Annotated in this window: 19 protein-coding genes, 3 pseudogenes and 1 riboswitch; of the genes and pseudogenes, 11 read left to right on the plus strand and 11 right to left on the minus strand. The window is 70.7% G+C overall.

Features of this window, described 5'->3' with window-relative positions:
- Nucleotides 1-13: 13 nt before the first annotated feature.
- Entirely contained in the window at nucleotides 14-2,281 is a 2,268-nt protein-coding gene (locus tag AB8998_RS06275) for a helicase-associated domain-containing protein (protein WP_369737096.1), read from the minus strand.
- A gap of 142 nt (nucleotides 2,282-2,423) precedes the next feature.
- Between AB8998_RS06275 and AB8998_RS06280 the strand changes: the two genes are divergently transcribed.
- Genes AB8998_RS06280 through AB8998_RS06295 form a run of 4 tightly spaced genes read left to right on the plus strand, consistent with a single transcriptional unit; the run spans nucleotide 2,424 to nucleotide 4,034 of the window.
- Nucleotides 2,424-2,624: a hypothetical protein gene (locus tag AB8998_RS06280; RefSeq protein WP_369737097.1), complete on the plus strand. Its 201-nt coding sequence runs from the start codon at nucleotides 2,424-2,426 to the stop codon at nucleotides 2,622-2,624.
- An 8-nt stretch (nucleotides 2,625-2,632) separates the two neighbouring features.
- On the plus strand, nucleotides 2,633-3,133 hold the full coding sequence (moaC, locus tag AB8998_RS06285) for a cyclic pyranopterin monophosphate synthase MoaC (RefSeq protein ID WP_369737098.1): 501 nt from the start codon (nucleotides 2,633-2,635) through the stop codon (nucleotides 3,131-3,133).
- Entirely contained in the window at nucleotides 3,130-3,612 is a 483-nt protein-coding gene (locus AB8998_RS06290; RefSeq protein WP_369737099.1) for a MogA/MoaB family molybdenum cofactor biosynthesis protein, read from the plus strand. The genes moaC and AB8998_RS06290 overlap by 4 nt, the downstream gene beginning before the upstream one ends.
- Entirely contained in the window at nucleotides 3,609-4,034 is a 426-nt protein-coding gene (locus tag AB8998_RS06295) for a molybdenum cofactor biosynthesis protein MoaE (protein WP_369737100.1), read from the plus strand. The genes AB8998_RS06290 and AB8998_RS06295 overlap by 4 nt, the downstream gene beginning before the upstream one ends.
- Nucleotides 4,035-4,131: 97 nt before the next feature.
- Here the strand turns inward: AB8998_RS06295 and AB8998_RS06300 are convergent, their stop codons facing one another.
- From AB8998_RS06300 to AB8998_RS06315, 4 genes are all read right to left on the minus strand, one after another.
- Nucleotides 4,132-4,998, minus strand: a complete 867-nt coding sequence (locus tag AB8998_RS06300; RefSeq protein ID WP_369737101.1) for a transglycosylase family protein — start codon at nucleotides 4,996-4,998, stop codon at nucleotides 4,132-4,134.
- An 11-nt stretch (nucleotides 4,999-5,009) separates the two neighbouring features.
- Nucleotides 5,010-5,225, minus strand: a riboswitch (cyclic di-AMP (ydaO/yuaA leader).
- 209 nt (nucleotides 5,226-5,434) lie between these two features.
- Entirely contained in the window at nucleotides 5,435-5,713 is a 279-nt protein-coding gene (locus AB8998_RS06305) for a MoaD/ThiS family protein (protein ID WP_369741447.1), read from the minus strand.
- Between the two features lie 4 nt (nucleotides 5,714-5,717).
- Complete coding sequence (moaA, locus tag AB8998_RS06310; RefSeq protein WP_369737102.1) at nucleotides 5,718-6,800, minus strand: GTP 3',8-cyclase MoaA; 1,083 nt, start codon at nucleotides 6,798-6,800, stop codon at nucleotides 5,718-5,720.
- Nucleotides 6,797-7,201: a YccF domain-containing protein gene (locus AB8998_RS06315; protein ID WP_369737103.1), complete on the minus strand. Its 405-nt coding sequence runs from the start codon at nucleotides 7,199-7,201 to the stop codon at nucleotides 6,797-6,799. The genes moaA and AB8998_RS06315 overlap by 4 nt, the downstream gene beginning before the upstream one ends.
- 163 nt (nucleotides 7,202-7,364) lie before the next feature.
- On the opposite strand from AB8998_RS06315, the gene AB8998_RS06320 reads away from it, so the two are divergent.
- The 3 genes and pseudogenes from AB8998_RS06320 (at nucleotide 7,365) to AB8998_RS06330 (ending at nucleotide 10,329) form a co-directional block, all read left to right on the plus strand.
- Nucleotides 7,365-7,772: a cold-shock protein gene (locus AB8998_RS06320; RefSeq protein WP_369737104.1), complete on the plus strand. Its 408-nt coding sequence runs from the start codon at nucleotides 7,365-7,367 to the stop codon at nucleotides 7,770-7,772.
- Between the two features lie 96 nt (nucleotides 7,773-7,868).
- Nucleotides 7,869-9,304: pseudogene (locus AB8998_RS06325) on the plus strand (acyl-CoA dehydrogenase family protein); the annotation flags it as partial.
- A 17-nt stretch (nucleotides 9,305-9,321) separates the two neighbouring features.
- On the plus strand, nucleotides 9,322-10,329 hold the full coding sequence (locus AB8998_RS06330; RefSeq protein ID WP_369737105.1) for a glutathione S-transferase family protein: 1,008 nt from the start codon (nucleotides 9,322-9,324) through the stop codon (nucleotides 10,327-10,329).
- Here the strand turns inward: AB8998_RS06330 and AB8998_RS06335 are convergent, their stop codons facing one another.
- From AB8998_RS06335 to AB8998_RS06345, 3 genes are all read right to left on the minus strand, one after another.
- Nucleotides 10,330-11,244: a universal stress protein gene (locus tag AB8998_RS06335; protein WP_369737106.1), complete on the minus strand. Its 915-nt coding sequence runs from the start codon at nucleotides 11,242-11,244 to the stop codon at nucleotides 10,330-10,332. It lies immediately after the preceding gene.
- Between the two features lie 130 nt (nucleotides 11,245-11,374).
- Nucleotides 11,375-11,875, minus strand: a complete 501-nt coding sequence (locus tag AB8998_RS06340) for a DUF2771 domain-containing protein (protein WP_369737107.1) — start codon at nucleotides 11,873-11,875, stop codon at nucleotides 11,375-11,377.
- Nucleotides 11,872-13,569 (minus strand): MFS transporter, encoded by a 1,698-nt coding sequence (locus AB8998_RS06345; protein WP_369737108.1) that lies wholly within the window; start codon nucleotides 13,567-13,569, stop codon nucleotides 11,872-11,874. The genes AB8998_RS06340 and AB8998_RS06345 overlap by 4 nt, the downstream gene beginning before the upstream one ends.
- A 97-nt stretch (nucleotides 13,570-13,666) precedes the next feature.
- Here AB8998_RS06345 and AB8998_RS06350 point away from each other — a divergent pair.
- A pseudogene (locus tag AB8998_RS06350) lies at nucleotides 13,667-14,446 on the plus strand (DUF3027 domain-containing protein); the annotation flags it as partial.
- A 200-nt stretch (nucleotides 14,447-14,646) separates the two neighbouring features.
- Here the strand turns inward: AB8998_RS06350 and AB8998_RS06355 are convergent.
- Together AB8998_RS06355 and AB8998_RS06360 are read right to left on the minus strand one after the other, a co-directional pair.
- Complete coding sequence (locus AB8998_RS06355) at nucleotides 14,647-15,102, minus strand: SRPBCC family protein (RefSeq protein WP_369737109.1); 456 nt, start codon at nucleotides 15,100-15,102, stop codon at nucleotides 14,647-14,649.
- A gap of 34 nt (nucleotides 15,103-15,136) precedes the next feature.
- The gene (locus tag AB8998_RS06360; RefSeq protein WP_369737110.1) at nucleotides 15,137-15,412 is read right to left on the minus strand and encodes a DUF2530 domain-containing protein; all 276 of its coding nucleotides are present in this window, start codon (nucleotides 15,410-15,412) and stop codon (nucleotides 15,137-15,139) included.
- A gap of 181 nt (nucleotides 15,413-15,593) precedes the next feature.
- On the opposite strand from AB8998_RS06360, the gene AB8998_RS06365 reads away from it, so the two are divergent.
- The 3 genes and pseudogenes from AB8998_RS06365 to AB8998_RS06375 all read left to right on the plus strand — a co-directional run bounded on the left by AB8998_RS06365 (nucleotide 15,594) and on the right by AB8998_RS06375 (nucleotide 17,116).
- Nucleotides 15,594-16,025 carry an Rv0880 family HTH-type transcriptional regulator gene (locus AB8998_RS06365; RefSeq protein ID WP_369737111.1) on the plus strand — a complete coding sequence of 144 codons (432 nt, stop codon included), beginning with the start codon at nucleotides 15,594-15,596 and terminating at the stop codon, nucleotides 16,023-16,025.
- Nucleotides 16,022-16,844: pseudogene (locus AB8998_RS06370) on the plus strand (TrmH family RNA methyltransferase). Before AB8998_RS06365 ends, AB8998_RS06370 begins: the two are co-directional and overlap by 4 nt.
- Entirely contained in the window at nucleotides 16,841-17,116 is a 276-nt protein-coding gene (locus tag AB8998_RS06375) for a DUF2537 domain-containing protein (RefSeq protein ID WP_369737112.1), read from the plus strand. The pseudogene AB8998_RS06370 and the gene AB8998_RS06375 overlap by 4 nt, the downstream one beginning before the upstream one ends.
- Here AB8998_RS06375 and sepH read toward each other — a convergent pair.
- Nucleotides 17,113-17,913, minus strand: a complete 801-nt coding sequence (gene sepH / locus AB8998_RS06380) for a septation protein SepH (RefSeq protein WP_369737113.1) — start codon at nucleotides 17,911-17,913, stop codon at nucleotides 17,113-17,115. The genes AB8998_RS06375 and sepH overlap by 4 nt on opposite strands.
- Nucleotides 17,914-18,013 lie beyond the last annotated feature (100 nt).

The raw sequence follows: 18,013 nt of genomic DNA on the forward strand, positions 1-18,013 counted from the left end.
GTCACGTGATCCATTATCGGCCGTGGGCCGACACCACCGACGTGATGCGGTGAACGGCGAAGTCACGCAGCCGCCCGGAGCCCGAGTCGAACGCCACCAGCTGACCGCCCCGGATGGTAATCGGCGACACCACCCGCTGGGTGGCCACGCCCGCGGCGTCGAGGTAACCGATCACCAGCGTCTCCTGATCCTTTGCCGCGCGCTGCAGCAGCGACATCGCAACGGCCGGGTCGACGCGAATGTTCCCGAACGGCGCGGCGGTCACCTTGCGCAGCACCGAGACGACGGCGTTCAGCGTCTCGGCGCTCGGTCGCGGCGCGGGGCGGTACGGCCGGCGCCGCTGCGGTGTGGCCACCCGGGCCCCGCGCGGCCGGACGTCGACGATGGAGCCGGAGGAATCCTCGGCGGCCGGGGCGAAGCCGGCGGTCCGCAACGCGGCGAGCACGTCGGCGATCGGCACCGGCGACACCGCCACCGTCGGCGCCAGGGCGCGCAACTGGACCCCTTCGACGGCGGGCGCCGCCAGCGCCTGGGCCAGCAGCGCCGGGTCCTCGCAGCGCACGAACGACGCGGCCATCCCGATCCGCAGCTGGCCATGCCGGCGCGCGACGTCGTCGATCAGGTACGTCAGCCCTTGCGGTACCGGGGTTTTGGAGTGCTGCGTGAAAAAATTCTGCATCCAGTCGCGGGTCCTGCCGACATCGAGCGCGTGGCGGATCGACTGCTCGCTGATGCGGTACACCATCGCCGCGCCGGCCGATTCGACGGTGGCGACGGTGGCCAGTTCGTCGGCGAGGTCGCGCTGCAGGGGGCCGGGCACCACGACGGTCAGATCGGTCTGCACCAGGAAGTGGTCGATCGGCTCGGGCAGGGCGTGCGCCATCGCATCGATCGCGAAACGGGGGTCGGCGTCCTCGTCCAGCAGCGCGCGGCCGGGCGTGCTGATCGCCCCGCGGCCCACCAGTCCCAGCGCGTGGCTCTCGCCCAGCAGATCGCCGACGGGTCCCGGCTGCAGCCGTCGGGCCCACCGTGGGCGCCGCCACACCAGCGCGGCCGACGCCTCGGCCGCGTCGACGCAGGCGCCGGCGGGCAACTCCGAGAGCATGCCCAGCAGCAGTTGCCGATCCAGCGGCGCCGCCGTCGAGTACAGCGAGTCCGAAAGGGCGCCATAAAGTTTGGCGTCCGGGCCGCGGGTGCCGATCAGCGCCGGACGGCCCGGCAGGTCGAGCCAGGCTTCGGCCAGCAGATGCCAACGCTCGGCGGGGGACATCGCGGCGAACCGGTCGGTGGCCGGCGTCGGCGCCCAGAACGGCCCGTCGGCGTTGGGGCCTTCAGCCGGCTCCGGATCGGGCGTGCCGCTGGCGATCAGGCCGGCCGCGGCCGTGATCTCAAGGATCAACCCGAGCCGTGGCTCCTCGATGCCGGTCGTCTTGGCCAGCCGCTTGAGGTCGCGCACCCCCAGCCCGCCGCTGCGCAGCTCGGGAACCGGCGCGGTGCTCAGGGTCTCGATCACCACGTCGACTTCCCGCAACAGGTCGATGACGGCCCCGGCGGCCGCGGCGTCGACGTCGTCGGGTGTGGTGGTCGATACCACCGGGTCGGGCGCCGTCAGCTGCATCGGGCCCGGCTGTTCGCCGCGCAGCACCTGCCCGACGTGGCGGGGCAGGATCACCGTCTCGGCGTCGACGCGTCGCAGCAGGCCCAGCGCCAGCAGCTGCGGTACCGGCCGGTCCGCCGGGGCGCCCGGGGCGGCGTCGCGGGTGCGGCCGATCGGGGAACCCTCGAGCAGTTTGTCCAGCACCTCGCGCTGTGGCGGGGTGAGGCCGTCGACGAGGTCGGCGATCTGCTCACCCGAGCGCGAGGTGTCCTCGAGGATGACCTGGCCCGGGTGCCACGGCAGGGCGGTCCCCGCGTCGGCGGCCACCCGGACCGCGGCCTCGCCCCAGGCCAGGGCCCGCTCTCTGAGGGCGTCCAGCGCGGCGAGGACGTCGGTCTCCGGGGCGCGGTCGCCGATCAGCGCCAACAGCTTCGCGCTCGGCACCGGCGCCGAATCGGCGTGCAGCACCAGCAGGGCGTCGAGCACCGCCAGTCGCAGGAAGTCGAGGTCGTCGGTGGCGGCCTTGACCGACTGGCGGGCCTGCGCGCGCGCCGCCAGCGCCGCGATGCTGCCGGGTGGGGGCTGGGCCAGGTCGGGCCGCAGTTGCAGCAGCCGGATCAGCCGCTCGTCGGGCAAGTCGGCCAGCCAGGACCCCAGCGGGATGTCCGGGGTGTTGTCGGTCATTGCCGACCAGCGTAAAGCAGCCCCCAGGCCCCGCGTCCGCAGCGAGGAGACGGGCAGGCCGCCGCGCGCCCGGGACACCCGAGCGTGCGGACTGGCCGACCTTGCGCCGCGCGGGCGGGCGCGCAATGTCAGAATGGACTTCGTGGCTGACATTGCTGAGGGTAAAGCCCGCAAAACCAAGTACGTCGACAACGGCTGGCCTGCGACGGGGCCGGACGACCACGCGGTGAGCGAACTCGTCAGCGACCGCACGGGCGCGTTGTCGCCCTTCGGTGAGCTGTCGTTCCCGCTGCCCTCCGACGACCTCCCCTACGTGCACCCGGTTACCGAAATCAACCGCTAGGTCGCGAGGTGGCAGAGGCGTCCGAGGCCGCGACCCGCCCAGGCCCGCTGTCGCACCTGGACGAGCAGGGGGCGGTGCGCATGGTCGACGTCACCGCTAAAGACGCCACCAAGCGCACCGCCGTGGCGGCGGGAATTTTGCGCACCTCGGCCCACGTGGTGGGGCTGATCTCGACCGGCGGGCTGCCCAAGGGCGACGCATTGGCCACCGCACGGATCGCGGGCATTCTCGCGGCAAAGCGCACCAGCGACCTGATCCCGTTGTGCCATCAGCTCGTGCTCACCGGGGTCGACGTCGAGTTCACCGTCGGCGAGTCGGTCATCGAAATCACCGCGACGGTGCGCAGTACCGACCGCACCGGCGTGGAAATGGAAGCGCTGACCGCTGTCAGCGTGGCCGGGCTTACGCTCTACGACATGATCAAGGCGGTTGACCCGGCCGCTCGCATCGACGACATCCGGGTGCTCTCCAAAGAGGGCGGCAAGAGCGGGAACTGGGCGCGGGCATGAGCGACCGATCCGCACGAGTCATCATCGCCTCCACCCGCGCGTCGACCGGAGAGTACGCCGACCGGTGCGGGCCCGTCATCGCCGACTGGCTCGAGCAGCGCGGATTCGCACCCGTCACGCCCCAGGTGGTGCCCGACGGGTCAGCGGTCGGTGAGGCGCTGCGCAAAGCGGTCGCCGACGACGTCGACGTCATCCTCACCTCCGGCGGCACCGGCATCTCGCCCACCGACAGCACCCCGGACCAGACCGTGGCGGTGCTGGACTACATGATTCCCGGGCTGGCCGACGCCATCCGCCGCTCCGGGCTGCCCGGCGTGCCGACGTCGGTGCTGTCGCGGGGCGTGTGCGGGGTCGTCGGGCGGACCCTCGTCGTCAACCTGCCGGGCTCGCCGGGCGGAGTCCGGGACGGCCTCGCGGTGCTCGCCGACGTGCTCGATCACGGGCTGGATCAGATCGCCGGCGAAGACCACCGGCGATGACGCTGGTCGTCCGGGCCGGGCTGACCGACCGGCCGATCTTTCTGCCCGAACACGAAGATCTGGTGCGGCACCGGTCGGCCGGGGCCGTCGTCGGGTTCGTCGGCATGATCCGCGACCACGACGGCGGGCGCCGCGTGGTGCGGCTGGAGTATTCGTCCCATCCGTTGGCCGCGCAGATCATGACCGATGTCGTCACCGAGGTCGCGGAGCGGTCGACCGGCGTGCGCGCCGTCGCGGCCACGCACCGCATCGGTGCGCTGCACATCGGTGACGCGGCGCTGGTGGCCGCGGTGGCCGCCGACCACCGGCAAGAGGCATTTGCGACGTGCGCCCTGTTGGTCGACACCATCAAGGAGCGGCTGCCGGTGTGGAAACACCAGTTCTTCGACGACGGCACCGACGAATGGGTGGGTTCGGCCTGACGGCGCGGACACCGGTCCGTCGCGGTCCGCGATGCCGCCGCTGCCCGCGAGCGCGCGGCCGGCGGGGCAGCGTCGAGCAGTCTTACTCCGTCGGGCCTCAGATGACGGCGGACGGCTGAGCCAGGGCGTCCAGCGCGTCGTTGCCGTGGATGTCCAGTCCTCGGATGGCTTCCCACAACTGCTTGGTGTAGCCGACCTCGGAGGCCTGCTGTGGTTCCACCGGCGAGCCGTCGTCATCGCCGGGCGGCGGCGGGGGCACGTCGGCCGGCGATGACACGTCGGCCGGTGCGGGGTCCGGCAAGCCGGCGTCGACGACCGGCGCGTCCTCGGGTGGTGCCGGCGGTAGGTCGGCCGGGGGCGCGAGGTCCTCGGGTGGTGCCGGCGGTAGGTCTTCGGGTGGTGCCGGCGGCAGGTCTTCGGGGGGCGCCAGCTGATGCTCCGAGGCCAGTTCCACCGCGGGCGGCGGGGGCTCCGCCGGGGCGGGAGGGGGCGGCGGGGGAGCGTCGGGCTCGGGGCCGTCCGCGGGCGGGGGAGCGTCGGGTGGCGGCGCGTCCTCCGGCGGCGCGTCCATGCCCGCCGGAGCGAGCACCTCGCGCGGGGTCGCGTTCGACAGCCCGCGTCCGCATGCGGGCCAGGCACCCCGCCCCTGGGTCGCCAGGACTCGCTCGGCGACGGCGATCTGCTGTTCCCGGGTGGCCATCTGAGCCGCCGGGGCGTACTCGCCGCCGCCGTGGGCGGCCCAGGTGCCCTGGCTGAACTGCAGGCCGCCTTGGTAGCCGTTGCCGGTGTTGATCGACCAGTTACCGCCGGACTCGCAACGGGCTACCTGGTCCCATTCGCCGTCGGTGGCGGCGGCCGCCTGGCCGGCGAGGGCGATGCTGCCGCCGCCAAGCACCGCCCCGGTGAAGGCGATCTTGGCGACATTGATGTTTGACGTAGTGGGCTTGCGGTGACGTCCACTCATACGCGCCGGGTAAATCCTCTCGTCTAGCGCCTGCGAGGTCAGCTGTCGGGTTCGGGTTGGAGAGGCCACCCGGCCGCGTCGAACTCTGCATCGAGACGACGCCGGCTTCACCCCAAGGAGTCGCGGAGCGACCCCGGTTCGGTCACGGCGGACCCGGTGGGTCCCCCGCCTCCATCCACGTGTGGTCTGCCCCCCGCCTACTGGATGGAGCTCGGCGCGATAGGGAGGGGAGGGACGCCATTCGGCTTGCTTGGCGAACCTCCGGGAGACGCTAGCGGTTTCGGTAGGCGGCGTCACGTTTGGCGAAACCCGGCGTTTCCGCTGCGGACACCTTCGAAAAGCCCAGCAGCGCTATGGGTTTCCGCAGGTCATTGCACCCGAGATCGTGCCGTGTCCGGCTCGTTATCGTTCCGTTACGTGAGATATGTCACAGACCTCAGCCGCCAGCAAAAGGCGGGAGGACGTCGACCGTGTCGCCCGGGCACAACGCCGCGGCATCGTCTCGCACGGCGATCCCGTCGCGCAGGTAGGAGCAGCGGCGCAACACCGTGGCCAGGCGAGTTCCGCGCACGGCCAGCCGGTCGACGAGCTCGGCGAGCGTGGTGCCCGCGGGCAGCACCACGGTCTCGGAATCGGCTCCGGCGGCTGCGCGCGCGGCGGCGAAGTAGCGGACCGTCACCTGCATCCCGCCCGGATCGGCGGGGGCTTCGCCCATGGCGCTAGCCACCGATCGCGCTCATCGGGCGGTCGGGCTGGATGAAGCCGGGGTCGTTGATGCCGTGCCCGGCGGGCTTGCCCCACATCGCGTCGCGCCAGGCCGCCTCGATCGCCTCGTCGGCCGCGCCGCCGCGCAGCAGGCCCCGAAGGTCAGTCTCCTCGGTGGAGAACAGGCAGCTGCGGACCTGTCCGTCGGCGGTGAGCCGGGTGCGATCGCAGGACGCGCAGAAAGCGTGCGAAACCGACGCGATCACCCCGACCTTGCCGGCCGGCGTGCCGGGCCCGGTGTCGACCAGCCACAGCTCGGCCGGGGCGGACCCGCGCGGCGTCGGGTCGGGCCGCAGCCGGAAGTGCGGCCGCAGCGCGTCCAGCACGTCGTCGGCGCTCAGGGCCGCCCCGCGCCGCCATTGGTGCCCGGCGTCCAGCGGCATCTGTTCGATGACCCGCAACTGGTAGCCGTGCGCCAGGCAGAACCGCAACAGTTCGACGACGTCCTCCCGGCCCGAGGCGGGATCGAGCACGGCGTTCACCTTCACCGGCGCCAGCCCCGCCTCCTTGGCGGCGGTCAGGCCGTCCAGCACGTCGGCCAGCCGGTCCCGGCGAGTGATGGTCGCAAAGCGGGTCCGGTCCACGGTGTCCAACGACACGTTGACCCGGTCCAGGCCGGCTCTGGCCAGCGCGGCGGCGCGCGGGGCCAGTCCCACCCCGTTGGTGGTCAGGGAGATCTCCGGGCGTGGCCGCAGGGCGGCGGCGGCTTCGACCATCTCCTCGAGGTGGCGGGACAGCAGCGGCTCGCCGCCGGTGAAGCGCACACTGGTGACGCCCAGCCGCGTCACGGCGATATGCATCAGCCGGCTCAGCTCGTCGGGTCGCAGGAGTTGCTCTCCGGGCAGCCAGTCCAGCCCGTCGGCCGGCATGCAGTAACGGCACCGCAGGTTGCACCGGTCGGTCAGCGACACCCGCAGATCGGTGGCGACCCGGCCGTAGGCGTCCGCCAGCGGGCCACCGGTGGGGGCCTGCCCCGCCGCGGACCGACGGTCCGTGTGGCCGGGCACCACAGGCAGGCCGAGGGCGGTCAGCGTCATGCGCGCACCCGTGCGAGTTCGTGCGGCGAGTCGGAGGAAATGATCTGCTTGCCCAGCGGCATCAGCGAGACGGGGATCAGCTTGAGGTTTGCCAGCGCCAGCGGCAGGCCGATGACCGTGAGCGCCATCGCCACGGCGCTCACCAGATGCCCGATGGCCAGCCACACCCCGAACAGCAGCACCCAGATGATGTTCCCCAGCAGCGCGCCGGTTCCGGCGGTCGGCTTGTCGACGAGGGTCCGGCCGAACGGCCACAACGTATAAGAGGCGATGCGCAGCGACGCGAACCCGAACGGGATCGTGACGATCAGCAGAAAGCAGACGAGCGCCGCCACGAGGTAGCCGGCGGCCATCCACAGGCCGCCGAATACCAGCCAGACAACGTTCAGGATCGTGCGCATCTCACCTCCGCAGTAGTGCCAGCCTAGCGAGTAACGCTCGGCCCGGGGGGTGCTCGTCGGACAACGATCCGAGTAGGATCATCACTCGACATTGCGTCTCGCGCAGGCGGGACGCTTCTTGTGTCGTTCAACTAGTGGCCCGTCAGACAAGCAGGTGAGACCAGTGCCGACCGGCAAGGTTAAGTGGTACGACTCCGAAAAGGGGTTCGGCTTCCTGTCGCAGGAGGACGGCGAGGACGTCTACGTCCGCGCGTCGGCGCTGCCCGAGGGTGTCGAGGGGCTCAAATCCGGGCAGCGGGTGGAGTTCGGCATCGCTTCGGGTCGGCGCGGACCGCAGGCGTTGAGCCTCAAGCTGATTGAACCGCCGCCCAGCCTCACCAAGCCCCGCCGCGAGGTGCCCGCCGAGCACAAGCACAGCCCGGACGAGTTGCACGGCATGGTCGAGGACATGATCACGTTGCTGGAGAGCACCGTGCAGCCCGAGTTGCGCAAGGGGCGCTACCCGGACCGCAAGACGGCCCGACGAGTTTCCGAGGTGGTCAAGGCCGTGGCCCGCGAGCTCGACGCCTGACCGCGACGTCGGCGGGTCATCGCATTCGTCGGGCGCGGCGATGTGAGAAACGGCCCGTGCTGGGTATGCTCCTCGCGATCAGCGAGTAGCCTGCAAATCCCACAACAAGCACAAGTCACCGAGGAGCAGGCCAGAGCCGTTGCCGAGGAGTCGCGCGAAAGCGGTTGGGATAAGCCATCCTTCGCCAAAGAGTTGTTCCTTGGCCGGTTTCCGCTGGACCTGATCCACCCGTTCCCCAAACCCAGCGACGCCGAAGAGGCCCGGGCGCGTGCGTTCCTCGACAAGTTGCGGCAGTTCCTTCGCACCGTCGATGGCAGCGTCATCGAGCGTGAGGCGCGGATCCCGGACGAATACGTCAAGGGGCTGGCCGAATGGGGCTGCTTCGGCATGACGATACCGGCCGAGTACGGCGGCCTGGAGATGTCGCAGGTGGCTTACAACCGGGCGCTGATGATGGTTTCGACGGTCAACCCCAGCCTGGGCGCGCTGCTGTCGGCCCACCAATCGAGCGGTGTGCCCGAGCCGCTCAAGCTCGCCGGCACCCGGAGCAGAAGCGCAAGTTCCTGCCGCGCTGCGCCGCCGGCGCGATATCGGCGTTCCTGCTGACCGAACCCGACGTGGGCTCCGACCCGGCGCGGCTGGGTTCCACGGCCACACCGGTCGACGGCGGCGACGCCTACGAACTCGACGGCGTGAAGCTGTGGACCACCAACGGTCTGGTCGCCGAACTGCCGGTGATGGCCCGGGTGCCCACAGCCGCGGCGGGGTCAGCCCCTTTGTCGTCGAGGCCGATTCCCCCGGAATCACCGTGGAGCGGCGCAACAAGTTCATGGGACTGCGCGGCATCGAAAACGGCGTGACCCGGTTCCACCGCGTGCGGGTGCCGCGCGAAAACCTGATCGGCCGCGAAGGCGACGGCCTCAAGATCGCGTTGACCACGCTCAACGCCGGCCGGCTGTCGATCCCGGCGACCGCGGCGGGGGCGTCGAAGTGGTCGCTGAAGATCGCCCGCGAGTGGTCCGCCGAGCGCTATGAGACCGCCGAATCCCTGGCCACGCGGGGGAGCGCGCCGTTCCGGCCGAGCAGATGCTGGCGATCTGCGGATCAACCGCATCTTCGAGGGATTCAGCGAGATCACGCGGTTGCTGATCGCCCGGGAGGCGGTCGACGCGCACCTGAGCGCGGCCGGAGACCTCGCGAAGCCCGACGCCGATCTGAAGAAGAAGGCGGCCGCGGCGGTCGGCGCCAGCGGGTTCTACGCAAAGTGGTTGCCGCAGCTGGTTTTCGGCGAAGGCCAACGGCCTTCGGCCTACAGCGAGTCCGGTGCGTTGGCGGGTCATCTCCGGTTCATCGAACGCTCCGCCCGAAAGCTGGCCCGCAACACCTTCTACGGGATGGCGCGGTGGCAGGCCAAGCTCGAGCAGAAGCAGGGCTTTTTGGGCCGCATCGTCGACATCGGCGCCGAGCTGTTCGCGATGTCGGCGGCAGGCCCGGCGCTTTCTGAGTACCTAGCCGCGGACCGGCTCCTCGGCGGGGCAGAATTGCCGTCATGGCCTCCTACGTCGCACCGGCGGGCGAATTCACCCGTGACACCGACTACATCACCACGCGGATCACCGCCGACGGACGCGACGGGTACCCGGTCGAGCCCGGCCGGTATCGGCTCGTCGTCGCCCGGGCCTGCCCGTGGGCCAACCGCGCCATCATCGTGCGCCGCCTGCTGGGTTTGGAAGACGTTCTCTCCATTGGCTTTTGCGGGCCGACCCACGACAAGCGCAGTTGGACGTTCGACCTCGACCCCGGCGGTGTCGACCCCGTGCTGATGATCCCGCGACTGCAGAACGCCTACTTCAAGCGATTCCCCGACTACCCCAAAGGCATCACCGTCCCCGCGATCGTCGACATTCCGACCGGGGCTGTGGTCACCAATGACTTCGCGCAGATGACGCTGGATTTCTCGACGCAGTGGACCGCCCACCATCGCGACGGGGCACCGGACCTGTACCCCGAGCCGCTGCGGGCCGAGATCGACGAGGTGAACAAGAGGGTTTACACCGAGATCAACAACGGCGTGTACCGCTGCGGCTTCGCCGGTTCACAGCAGGCCTACGACGCGGCCTACGACCGGCTGTTCACCGCCCTGGACTGGGTGAGCGACCGCCTGGCCGGGCAGCGCTACCTGGTGGGTGACACCATCACCGAGGCCGACGTGCGGCTGTTCACCACCCTGGTGCGCTTCGACCCGGTCTACCACGGGCATTTCAAATGCAATCGCCGCAAGCTCAGCGAGATGCCCGTGCTGTGGGCCTACGCGCGTGATCTGTTCCAGACGCCGGGCTTCGGCGACACCGTGGACTTCGACCAGATCAAGAAGCACTACTACGTCGTGCATGCCGACATCAACCCGACCCGTATCGTGCCCAAGGGCCCCGACCTGGAAAACTGGCTGACCCCGCATGGTCGGGAAGCATTGGGCGGCAACCCCTTCGGGAAGGGAACGCCGCCCGGCCCGCCCCTCGACGGCGAGCGCGTCGCCCAGCAGCCGGCGGCGCGGTAGCTAGCCCTGCCGGGCGACGATCACCGGCGCGCGCACCGCCTGCACGACGGCGGTGCCCACCGATCCGAGCAGCATCCCCGCGAAGCCACCGCGCCCGTGGCTGCCGACGACCACCAGCTGCGCGGACGCCGAGCGCTCGATCAGATGCTGCGCGGGCCGGTTGGTGACGACCACCCGCTGGACGGTGACGTCGGGATAGCGCTCCCGCCAGCCGACCAGGCGCTCGGCCAACGTCTCCTCGGCCGCCGAGCGCAGTCTCGTCCAGGACGTCCTGGTCGTTCCGGCCCACTCCCGGCTCGGGAGGTCGGGGACCTCGGCGTCGGTCCAGGCGTGTAGCGCCACCAAATCCACACCCCGCCAAGAAGCTTCGTCGAAAGCGATCGCGGTGGCCAGCTCCGACGCCGTGGACCCGTCGATGCCGACCAGGACGCAGCCCTGCGGTGGCGGCGAAAAGTCGCTGTGGATCACCGCCACCGGGCAGTGGGCATGATGAACCAGTCCCGTGCTGACGGACCCCAGCAGCGCTCGCTGCAGCGCGCCTTGGCCGCTTCTGCCCACCACGACCATGTCCGCTTTGTCGGACAACTCGACGAGGCTGGCGACCGGTCCCGCGGCGGACAGCTCGCTGTTGACCCGCAGGCGGCGCTCCCGGGTCATGTCGTCGACGAGCTTGGCCGCGTCGGCGAGCACCTGACGAGCGTTCGCATCGAGCTGCTGGACGACTTCTGCCGGGAGGGACTCACCCGACCACTCGAGCACCGGCGAACCGGCAGGCAACCGCGCGGCGGCGTGGACCAGGGTCAGCGCCACGTTGCGCATCGTCGCCTCGTGGACCGCCCACTGCATGGCCGCATTCCCGTCGGGCGATCCGTCGACCCCGACGACGATTCCCGGATCCGCTATGTCGCTGACCATATCGCTGTCCCATCGCTGGAGAGTTCGCTTCGGCCTCTCGACCCTAGAAGCGCGCCACCGCGCAGTCAGGAGCCGTTCGTCCCAAGCATTGGTGACTTGAGGCCCGACAATCCGACCCTGGGATGCTCGCTCAGAAGGTAAGCCGCACGGACCATTCCGCGTGCGGGACGTCGCGCAACTCGCCGGAGCGGTCCAGCGCCAGCGTCAGCAACTGCACGACTATCCCGGTGAGCCGGCCGCGTTGGCGGTCGACCGAGGGGATGGTGACCGCCATCCGGGTGTGCGGACGGAACAGGGTGGCCGTCGTGTTGGCCGGGTCCTCGTAGACCTGCAGGAGCCGCCAGGGCGCCCGGGCGATGGCCTCGGGCACCGAGAGCTGCACCGGGTAGCGGGCGTCGACCGGCAGTTCGCCCTGGGTCTGCGGGTTCTGGCAGTCGTTGAGGTCGAGCACGTTGCAGTACATGTACGGCCCGACCCGGGCCAGGTGTCCGTGCGAGTACGCGCTGATCTGCGGCCGCTGCGGACCGGGGTGGCGCACCAACAGCCAGGTCGCGACCCCGCCGCCCACGGCCAGCAACGTCACCAGGGTCAGGGCCAGCAACCTCACCCCGCGCTTGCGCCGCGGTCTCACTCCGGCACCGCCGCCGGCCTGCCCGTGCCGCGCCGCCTGCCTTCCTGCTCGACCATGACCGGGCGATTGCCCCCGAGCCCGGGAATCAGCGAGTCGCCGCGGAAGCTCACCAGGGTCTGCGCCAGCCCGAGGATGAGCAGGGCGGTGACCGCGGTGAAGCCGATCCACCATTCCGTGTACACCAGGACGCCCAGCGCCCCGCCCAGCACCCAGGCCAGCTGCAGCGTCGACTCCGAGCGCCCGAACCCCGACGCCCGCGACTCCTCCGGCAGATCGTTCTGCAACGACGCATCCAGCGAGGCCTTGGCGATCGCGCTCGAGCCCGACGTGACCAGGGTGGCGATCACCGCCACCATCAGGTTGCCCGCCACCGCCGCCGCCAGCGCGACGGTGCACACCGCCACCGCGCAGCGCACCACCAGCACCGCGGGCCTGCCCAGTTGCAGGCGGGCGCTGGCGAAGTTGCCGGCGAAGTTGCCGATGCCCGCCGCGGCCCCGATCATGCCCAGCATGCCCAGTTGCACCCAGCCGTTCGCCTGGTGCGCCTTGGCCACGAACGCCGGGTACAAGAACAAAAAGCCCACCATGACCTTCACGGTGCAATTGCCCCACAGCGAAGTGATGATGTTGCGGCCCAGTGGTTGTCGTAGTGTTCCGCTGACCTTTTTGACCTCTTCGGGCCAGCTGCGGCGCAGCGGGCCGCTGTCCCGGCGGTAGCTCAACGTCGCGGGGACTTCACCGGCGGTCACCTCGACCCAGCGCGGAATCCGCATCGACAGCATGGCGCCGACGACCGTGACGGCGACGACGACGAACAACGCGCCCGGCAGCTTGAACAGGTGGGTGCAGACGAACTCGACACCCGCCGCGATCGCGCCGCCGGCGATGGTACCGCCCAGCAGGCCGAACACGGTCAGCCGGGAGTTGACCCGCACCAGGTCGATGGTCGGCGGCATCACCCTGGGCGTGACGGCGCTGCGCAGCACGCTGAACGACTTCGACAGCACCATCATGGCCAGCGCGCAGGGATAGAGCACCCACGAGGGATAGCTGCCGGACGGGCCGTCGTAGTTCATGATCAACAGCGCCGCCAACCCCGTGCGCAGCGCGAACGAGGTCGCCAGCGCCACGCGGCGGCCGTGCTGCAACCGGTCCAGCGCCGGACCGATCAGCGGCGCGATCACCGCGAACGGGGCGATGGTGATCAGCAGATACAGGGCGACACGGCCCTTGCTCTCCCCGGTGGCCGCGGCGAAGAATAGCGTGTTGGCCAGGGCCACGGCCATCGCGGCGTCCACCGCGAAATTCGCCACCACCGGCCAGGTCAGCGCCGTCAGCCCGGACTTGTCCGCGCCGTCGGCCGTGGCGGCGCGTTGCACCATCGAGTACATCCGGGAACCCATCTCCCGGCTGCGCTGCGCCGCGGCGCGGGTGACGGTGATGCGTTCGCCCGCGACGGGACCGCGCGGCGCGCTGCTACCGCGGTCCGGTTCGGGTCGTTCGCCCAGGGGCGGCAGGTAGCGGTTGGCGCTAGGCATCGGCGGTGGACGGCGCGCGCGCCGCTGGTCGGAGCCGTCAGGCGGGTAGTTGGCCAGGCCGGGATGCGGGTTGGCCGCCCTCCGGAGGTCCGAATGGGTCCGGCGGCCCGGGTTGGGGGCCGCGCGGCCCGGATCGTCACGCCGCCGTCCAGACACCACGCAATTCTCTCTCATGGCCGCTTCCCGCGTCCGTAGGTCACCGGGTGTGGCTCGCACCCCTAGTATTGGAGGCGCGATGCAAAGAGAGGTAAGCGTGACCGGACCCATCGAGGAGACTGCCGCAGCGACCGTGGCCGACTGGCACGAGGGGCTGGCGGAGTTGCTCGCGGGTGCGGCCGACCAGGCCAGGGCGGCCGTGGAGGAGTTCAGTGGCCCGGACGCGGTCGGTGACTACCTCGGCGTGAGCTACGAGGATTCCACGGCCGCAACCCACCGGTTCCTGGCGCACCTGCCCGGGTACCAGGGCTGGCAGTGGGCCGCCGTCGTCGCCGCTTATCCCGGTGCCGGGCACGCCACCATCAGCGAGGTCGTGCTGATTCCCGGTCCGACCGCGTTGCTGGCGCCGGAATGGGTGCCCTGGGAGCGCCGTGTGCGGCCGGGGGACTTGAGCCCGGGAGATTTGCTGGCACCGGCTGCCGACGACCCGCGTCTGGTTCCGGGCTACACCGCCAGCGGTGACCCTCAGGTCGACGAGACCGCCGCGGAGGTCGGGCTGGGTCGACGCTGGGTGCTGGGCGTCGTGGGCCGGTCCGAGGCCGCCGAGAGGTGGCACACCGGAGACTACGGTCCCGAGTCCCCGATGGCGCGGTCCACCAAACGCGTCTGCCGCGACTGCGGTTTTTTCCTGCCGTTGGCGGGATCGCTGGGCGCGATGTTCGGGGTGTGCGGCAACGAGCTGTCCGCCGACGGCCATGTCGTGGACAAGCAATACGGGTGCGGCGCCCATTCGGACACACCGGCTCCGGCGGGTAGCGGCTCACCGCGGTACGAGGCATTCGACGACGGCGTGCTCGACGTCATGCAGGCGCCGGCGCCGGTCACGGAGCCCGAGGTCAAGGAGCCCGAGGTCACGGAGCCCGCGTCCCCGGAGCCCGAGGTCACGGAGTCCGAGGCCCCGGAGTCCGAAACTGCTCCCGCCGAACCCCGCCCCGAGCTCGAGCCGGAGCTGCCCGATACCCCGGAGTCCCCACCGGCGCCTCCGGAGCCCCAGCCCGAGCCGCTGGAGCCGCCGGACTAACCGTTCTCGGCGGCGGCTTTGATCTTCGCCAGCGAGATATCGATGCCCGCGAGCAATTCGCGCTCGAATTTGGTGGTTCCGCCGAAAAACGCGTTCGCCGTGAGGTTCGAAAATGCCGTCACACCGTTTTCGGCGTGCCGACTCTCGATCAGCCGCGTGCCCCGGTCATGCGGCTCGAGCTCGTAGCTCCAGATGGTGCGGTTGACGTCGACCTTGAAGGCGAGCCGCTTTTCGGGGACGACCTCGATGACGGTGCATGTGGTGAACCAGAACAACCAGCCGCGACGGTTGAGGTTGAGGGTGCGAACACCGGCGTGCAGCGGGCCGAACGCCTTCATCCACCGGCACTGTGGGCTCCACTGGCGCATGCGCCGCAAATCGGAGATCAGCTCCCAGACTTTCGACGCCGGTGCCGCGATCTCGATTTCGGCCTGCAGTAGCTCGGCGGCCATAGATTCCCCCGAATCTCAAGTGTCCTGGGTGACTTTATCTCCGGTGGAGATACGTCTCGAGGCCGGCCTGCGCACCGCGGTCACCGCGACGGGCCGCGGCCAGCTGCCAGACGAAGATGCCCGTACCGAGCAACCCCACGGCCAGTCCGGCCACCGCCACCGGGCGCCAACTCTGCAGCGTCGGGACGAGGAAGGCGGCCACCGCGGCGGCCAGCCATCCCGCGGCGCCCACCGCGATGACCGGCCATACCTCGAGCAACGCTGGCGGCAGCGGTGGTGGTGTGCGGCTCCGGCCCGACTCGACGGACATAGCCCTCAACATAGCTTTGCCGGGCCTCGGGACGCCCCAAGGGGTGAGCCGGGTCGCCGGGAAACGCGCCGGCAGCAGCCGGTTCGGAGCCGCATTTGCCGCCGCGCGCCGACAAGGGTCCGCGCCGGTCGTTAGCCAGGTAGTCACGCCGAATTCTCCTGGTTGCGTGTACCCTCGCGCCATGCCTGACAGCGATGCACGACTGGCCAGCGACTTGTCGCTGGCCGTGATGCGGCTGTCCCGCCAGCTGAGGTTTCGCAGCCCTCCCTCGCCGGTGTCGTTGTCGCAGCTGTCGGCGCTGGCGACGCTGCTCGGCGAGGGCGCGATGACCCCGGGCACGCTGGCGATCCGCGAGGGGGTCCGGCCGCCGTCGATGACAAGGGTGATCGCATCGCTCGCCGAGATGGGCCTGGTGGACCGCGTCCCGCACCCCGTCGACGGCCGGCAGGTGCTGGTCTCGGTGTCCGCGTCCGGCGCCGAGTTGGTCAAGGCGACGCGGCGTGCCCGGCAGGAGTGGCTGGCCAAGCGGCTCTCGACGCTGGACAGCCGGCAACGCGAGACCCTGCGCGCCGCCGCTGACCTGATGCTGGCCCTCGTCGACGAAAGCCCGTGAGCGACGGCCCGGACGTTCACGACGTCGACGATCCCGACGATCCCCGTCTCGACGACTTCCGCGACCTTAACAGCGTCGATCGTCGTCCCGACCTGCCCAGCGGCAAGGGTGGTGATCGCCGAGGGCGTCTTGGTCGTCCAGCGCATGCTCGCCTCCCGGTTCACCCCGCACGCCCTGCTGGGCACCGATCGGCGGCTGGCCGAACTCGCGGACGACCTCACCGGCGTCGCGGCGCCGTTTTATCGAACCTCCGCCGAGGTCATGGCGCAGGTGGTTGGTTTTCATCTCAACCGGGGCGTGCTGGCGGCCGCCAGGAGGGTGCCCGAACACGGGGTGGACCAGATCGCCGCGGGGGCCCACACCCTTGCGGTGCTCGAGGGGGTCAACGATCACGAGAACCTGGGCTCGATGTTCCGCAACGCCGCGGGGCTGGGCGTGGACGCGGTGGTGTTCGGCAGCGGCTGCGCCGACCCGCTGTACCGTCGCGCCGTCCGGGTGTCCATGGGGCATGCGTTGCTGGTGCCCTACGCGCGGGCCACCGACTGGCCCGCCGACCTGGTGACGTTGCGAGAACGCGGGTTCCGGCTGCTGGCGATGACCCCGCGCGGCGACGCTTGTGCGCTGCCGGAGGCGATGGCGGAGTTGCGCGACGAACGGGTCGCGATCGTCGTGGGCGCCGAAGGCCCGGGACTGACGGCCACCACGCTGCGGTTGAGCGATATGCGGGTGCAAATCCCCATGTCGCGGGGCACCGACTCGCTCAACGTGGCGACTGCGGCCGCCGTGGCGTTCTACGAACGCTCTAGGCTGCGTTCGTGAACGAGTCGGTGCCGTGGGCCACGGGATTGGCGGTCGCGGGGTTCGTCGCCGCGGTGACCGGCGCCGCGATAGTGGTGCTGAGCCTCGGGTTGATCCGGGTGCATCCGTTGTTGGCGGTCGGCCTCAACGCGGTGGCGGCCGGCGGGCTGGCGCCCAGCTTGTGGGGGTGGCGGCGGACGCCGGTGCTGCGCTGGCTGGTGCTGGGCGCAGGGGTCGGTGTGGTCGGCGGGTGGCTGGCGCTGCTGGCCCTGACGGTGTCCGGGAACAGCTAGCGCTGCCCGCTCGAGCGCACCCCGAGCAGCACGTCTTCCCAGGCCGGAATGGCCGGCTTGGCCGTCTTGCTCGCCTTGCCGCGCCGGGTGGGCGCGGGTTGCTCGGGCGGCGCAGGAGCGGCGGGCGCAGCGGCCTCCGGCGCGGTCTCCGGTTCGGCGGTCTCCTCGAGGTCGAGGTGGGCCACCCGCGCGAGCGGCCGCAGCGGGCGTTCGAAGTTCGGGTCGATCAGCTCGCTGGCCGCGTCGTCGACCGCGGTGACCGTTCCGCCGTGGGCGCCGGGCATGAAGCAGAAGTGTGCGAGGTTGTCGGAGCGGCCCACCTTCCAGGCCAGCTGAACCGTCCACCGGTTGTCTTCGTTGCGCCAGGCGTCCCAGCCGATCTGGTGCGGGTCGAGGCCACGCGTCACCAGGGCCGTGCTCACGGTTTCCAGCAGCGTCAGCACCGCGGGGCCGTCGGCGAGCACCGGATGTGCGGCCGTCGCCAGCTCGGCCGCGCGGGCGCGTTCCAGCAGCACCGGGTGTGCGAACCGGCGAACCCGCGAGATGTCGGAGCCCGACGCAGTGGCCACCTGCTCGACGGACGCGCCGGCGCGGATTTTCGACTGAATTTCCCTGGGACTCAGCATGTTCGTGATCTCGATGTCGAGCTGCGGTTGCTCCGAGGCTGTGGGGCCGTCCCGCAGGGCGGCCCGCAACCGGTCATCGACCGCCAGCTTGAACTGGTTCGCGGGGTCGCCGCCTTCGCAGATGAGGTATTTGCCGTCGGCATCGAGCCCAACCAACTTGAGTTCCCGCATGGCTTCTCCTCGCAGGGTCCAGGTGCATGGCAAAGGACCCGTCACGTGCGCACTCTAGTCCAGCTGACGCCCGTAACCGGGCCTGACACGCTGGCCGGTT

The sequence above is a fragment of the Mycobacterium sp. HUMS_12744610 genome (genome assembly GCF_041206865.1).
In the GTDB taxonomy this organism is placed as follows: domain Bacteria; phylum Actinomycetota; class Actinomycetes; order Mycobacteriales; family Mycobacteriaceae; genus Mycobacterium; species Mycobacterium servetii.

What these genes read in the sequence shown, in the direction of transcription:
- moaA (WP_369737102.1), bottom strand. Translation starts at nt 6,800, where the DNA reads ATGACGCTGACCGCCCTCGGCCTGCCTGTGGTGCCCGGCCACACGGAC.
- AB8998_RS06295 (WP_369737100.1), top strand. Translation starts at nt 3,609, where the DNA reads ATGACGCTGGTCGTCCGGGCCGGGCTGACCGACCGGCCGATCTTTCTG.
- AB8998_RS06315 (WP_369737103.1), bottom strand. Translation starts at nt 7,201, where the DNA reads ATGCGCACGATCCTGAACGTTGTCTGGCTGGTATTCGGCGGCCTGTGG.
- AB8998_RS06335 (WP_369737106.1), bottom strand. Translation starts at nt 11,244, where the DNA reads ATGGTCAGCGACATAGCGGATCCGGGAATCGTCGTCGGGGTCGACGGA.
- AB8998_RS06360 (WP_369737110.1), bottom strand. Translation starts at nt 15,412, where the DNA reads ATGTCCGTCGAGTCGGGCCGGAGCCGCACACCACCACCGCTGCCGCCA.
- AB8998_RS06275 (WP_369737096.1), bottom strand. Translation starts at nt 2,281, where the DNA reads ATGACCGACAACACCCCGGACATCCCGCTGGGGTCCTGGCTGGCCGAC.
- sepH (WP_369737113.1), bottom strand. Translation starts at nt 17,913, where the DNA reads ATGCGGGAACTCAAGTTGGTTGGGCTCGATGCCGACGGCAAATACCTC.
- AB8998_RS06300 (WP_369737101.1), bottom strand. Translation starts at nt 4,998, where the DNA reads ATGAGTGGACGTCACCGCAAGCCCACTACGTCAAACATCAATGTCGCC.
- AB8998_RS06305 (WP_369741447.1), bottom strand. Translation starts at nt 5,713, where the DNA reads ATGGGCGAAGCCCCCGCCGATCCGGGCGGGATGCAGGTGACGGTCCGC.
- AB8998_RS06330 (WP_369737105.1), top strand. Translation starts at nt 9,322, where the DNA reads ATGGCCTCCTACGTCGCACCGGCGGGCGAATTCACCCGTGACACCGAC.
- AB8998_RS06355 (WP_369737109.1), bottom strand. Translation starts at nt 15,102, where the DNA reads ATGGCCGCCGAGCTACTGCAGGCCGAAATCGAGATCGCGGCACCGGCG.
- AB8998_RS06290 (WP_369737099.1), top strand. Translation starts at nt 3,130, where the DNA reads ATGAGCGACCGATCCGCACGAGTCATCATCGCCTCCACCCGCGCGTCG.
- AB8998_RS06365 (WP_369737111.1), top strand. Translation starts at nt 15,594, where the DNA reads ATGCCTGACAGCGATGCACGACTGGCCAGCGACTTGTCGCTGGCCGTG.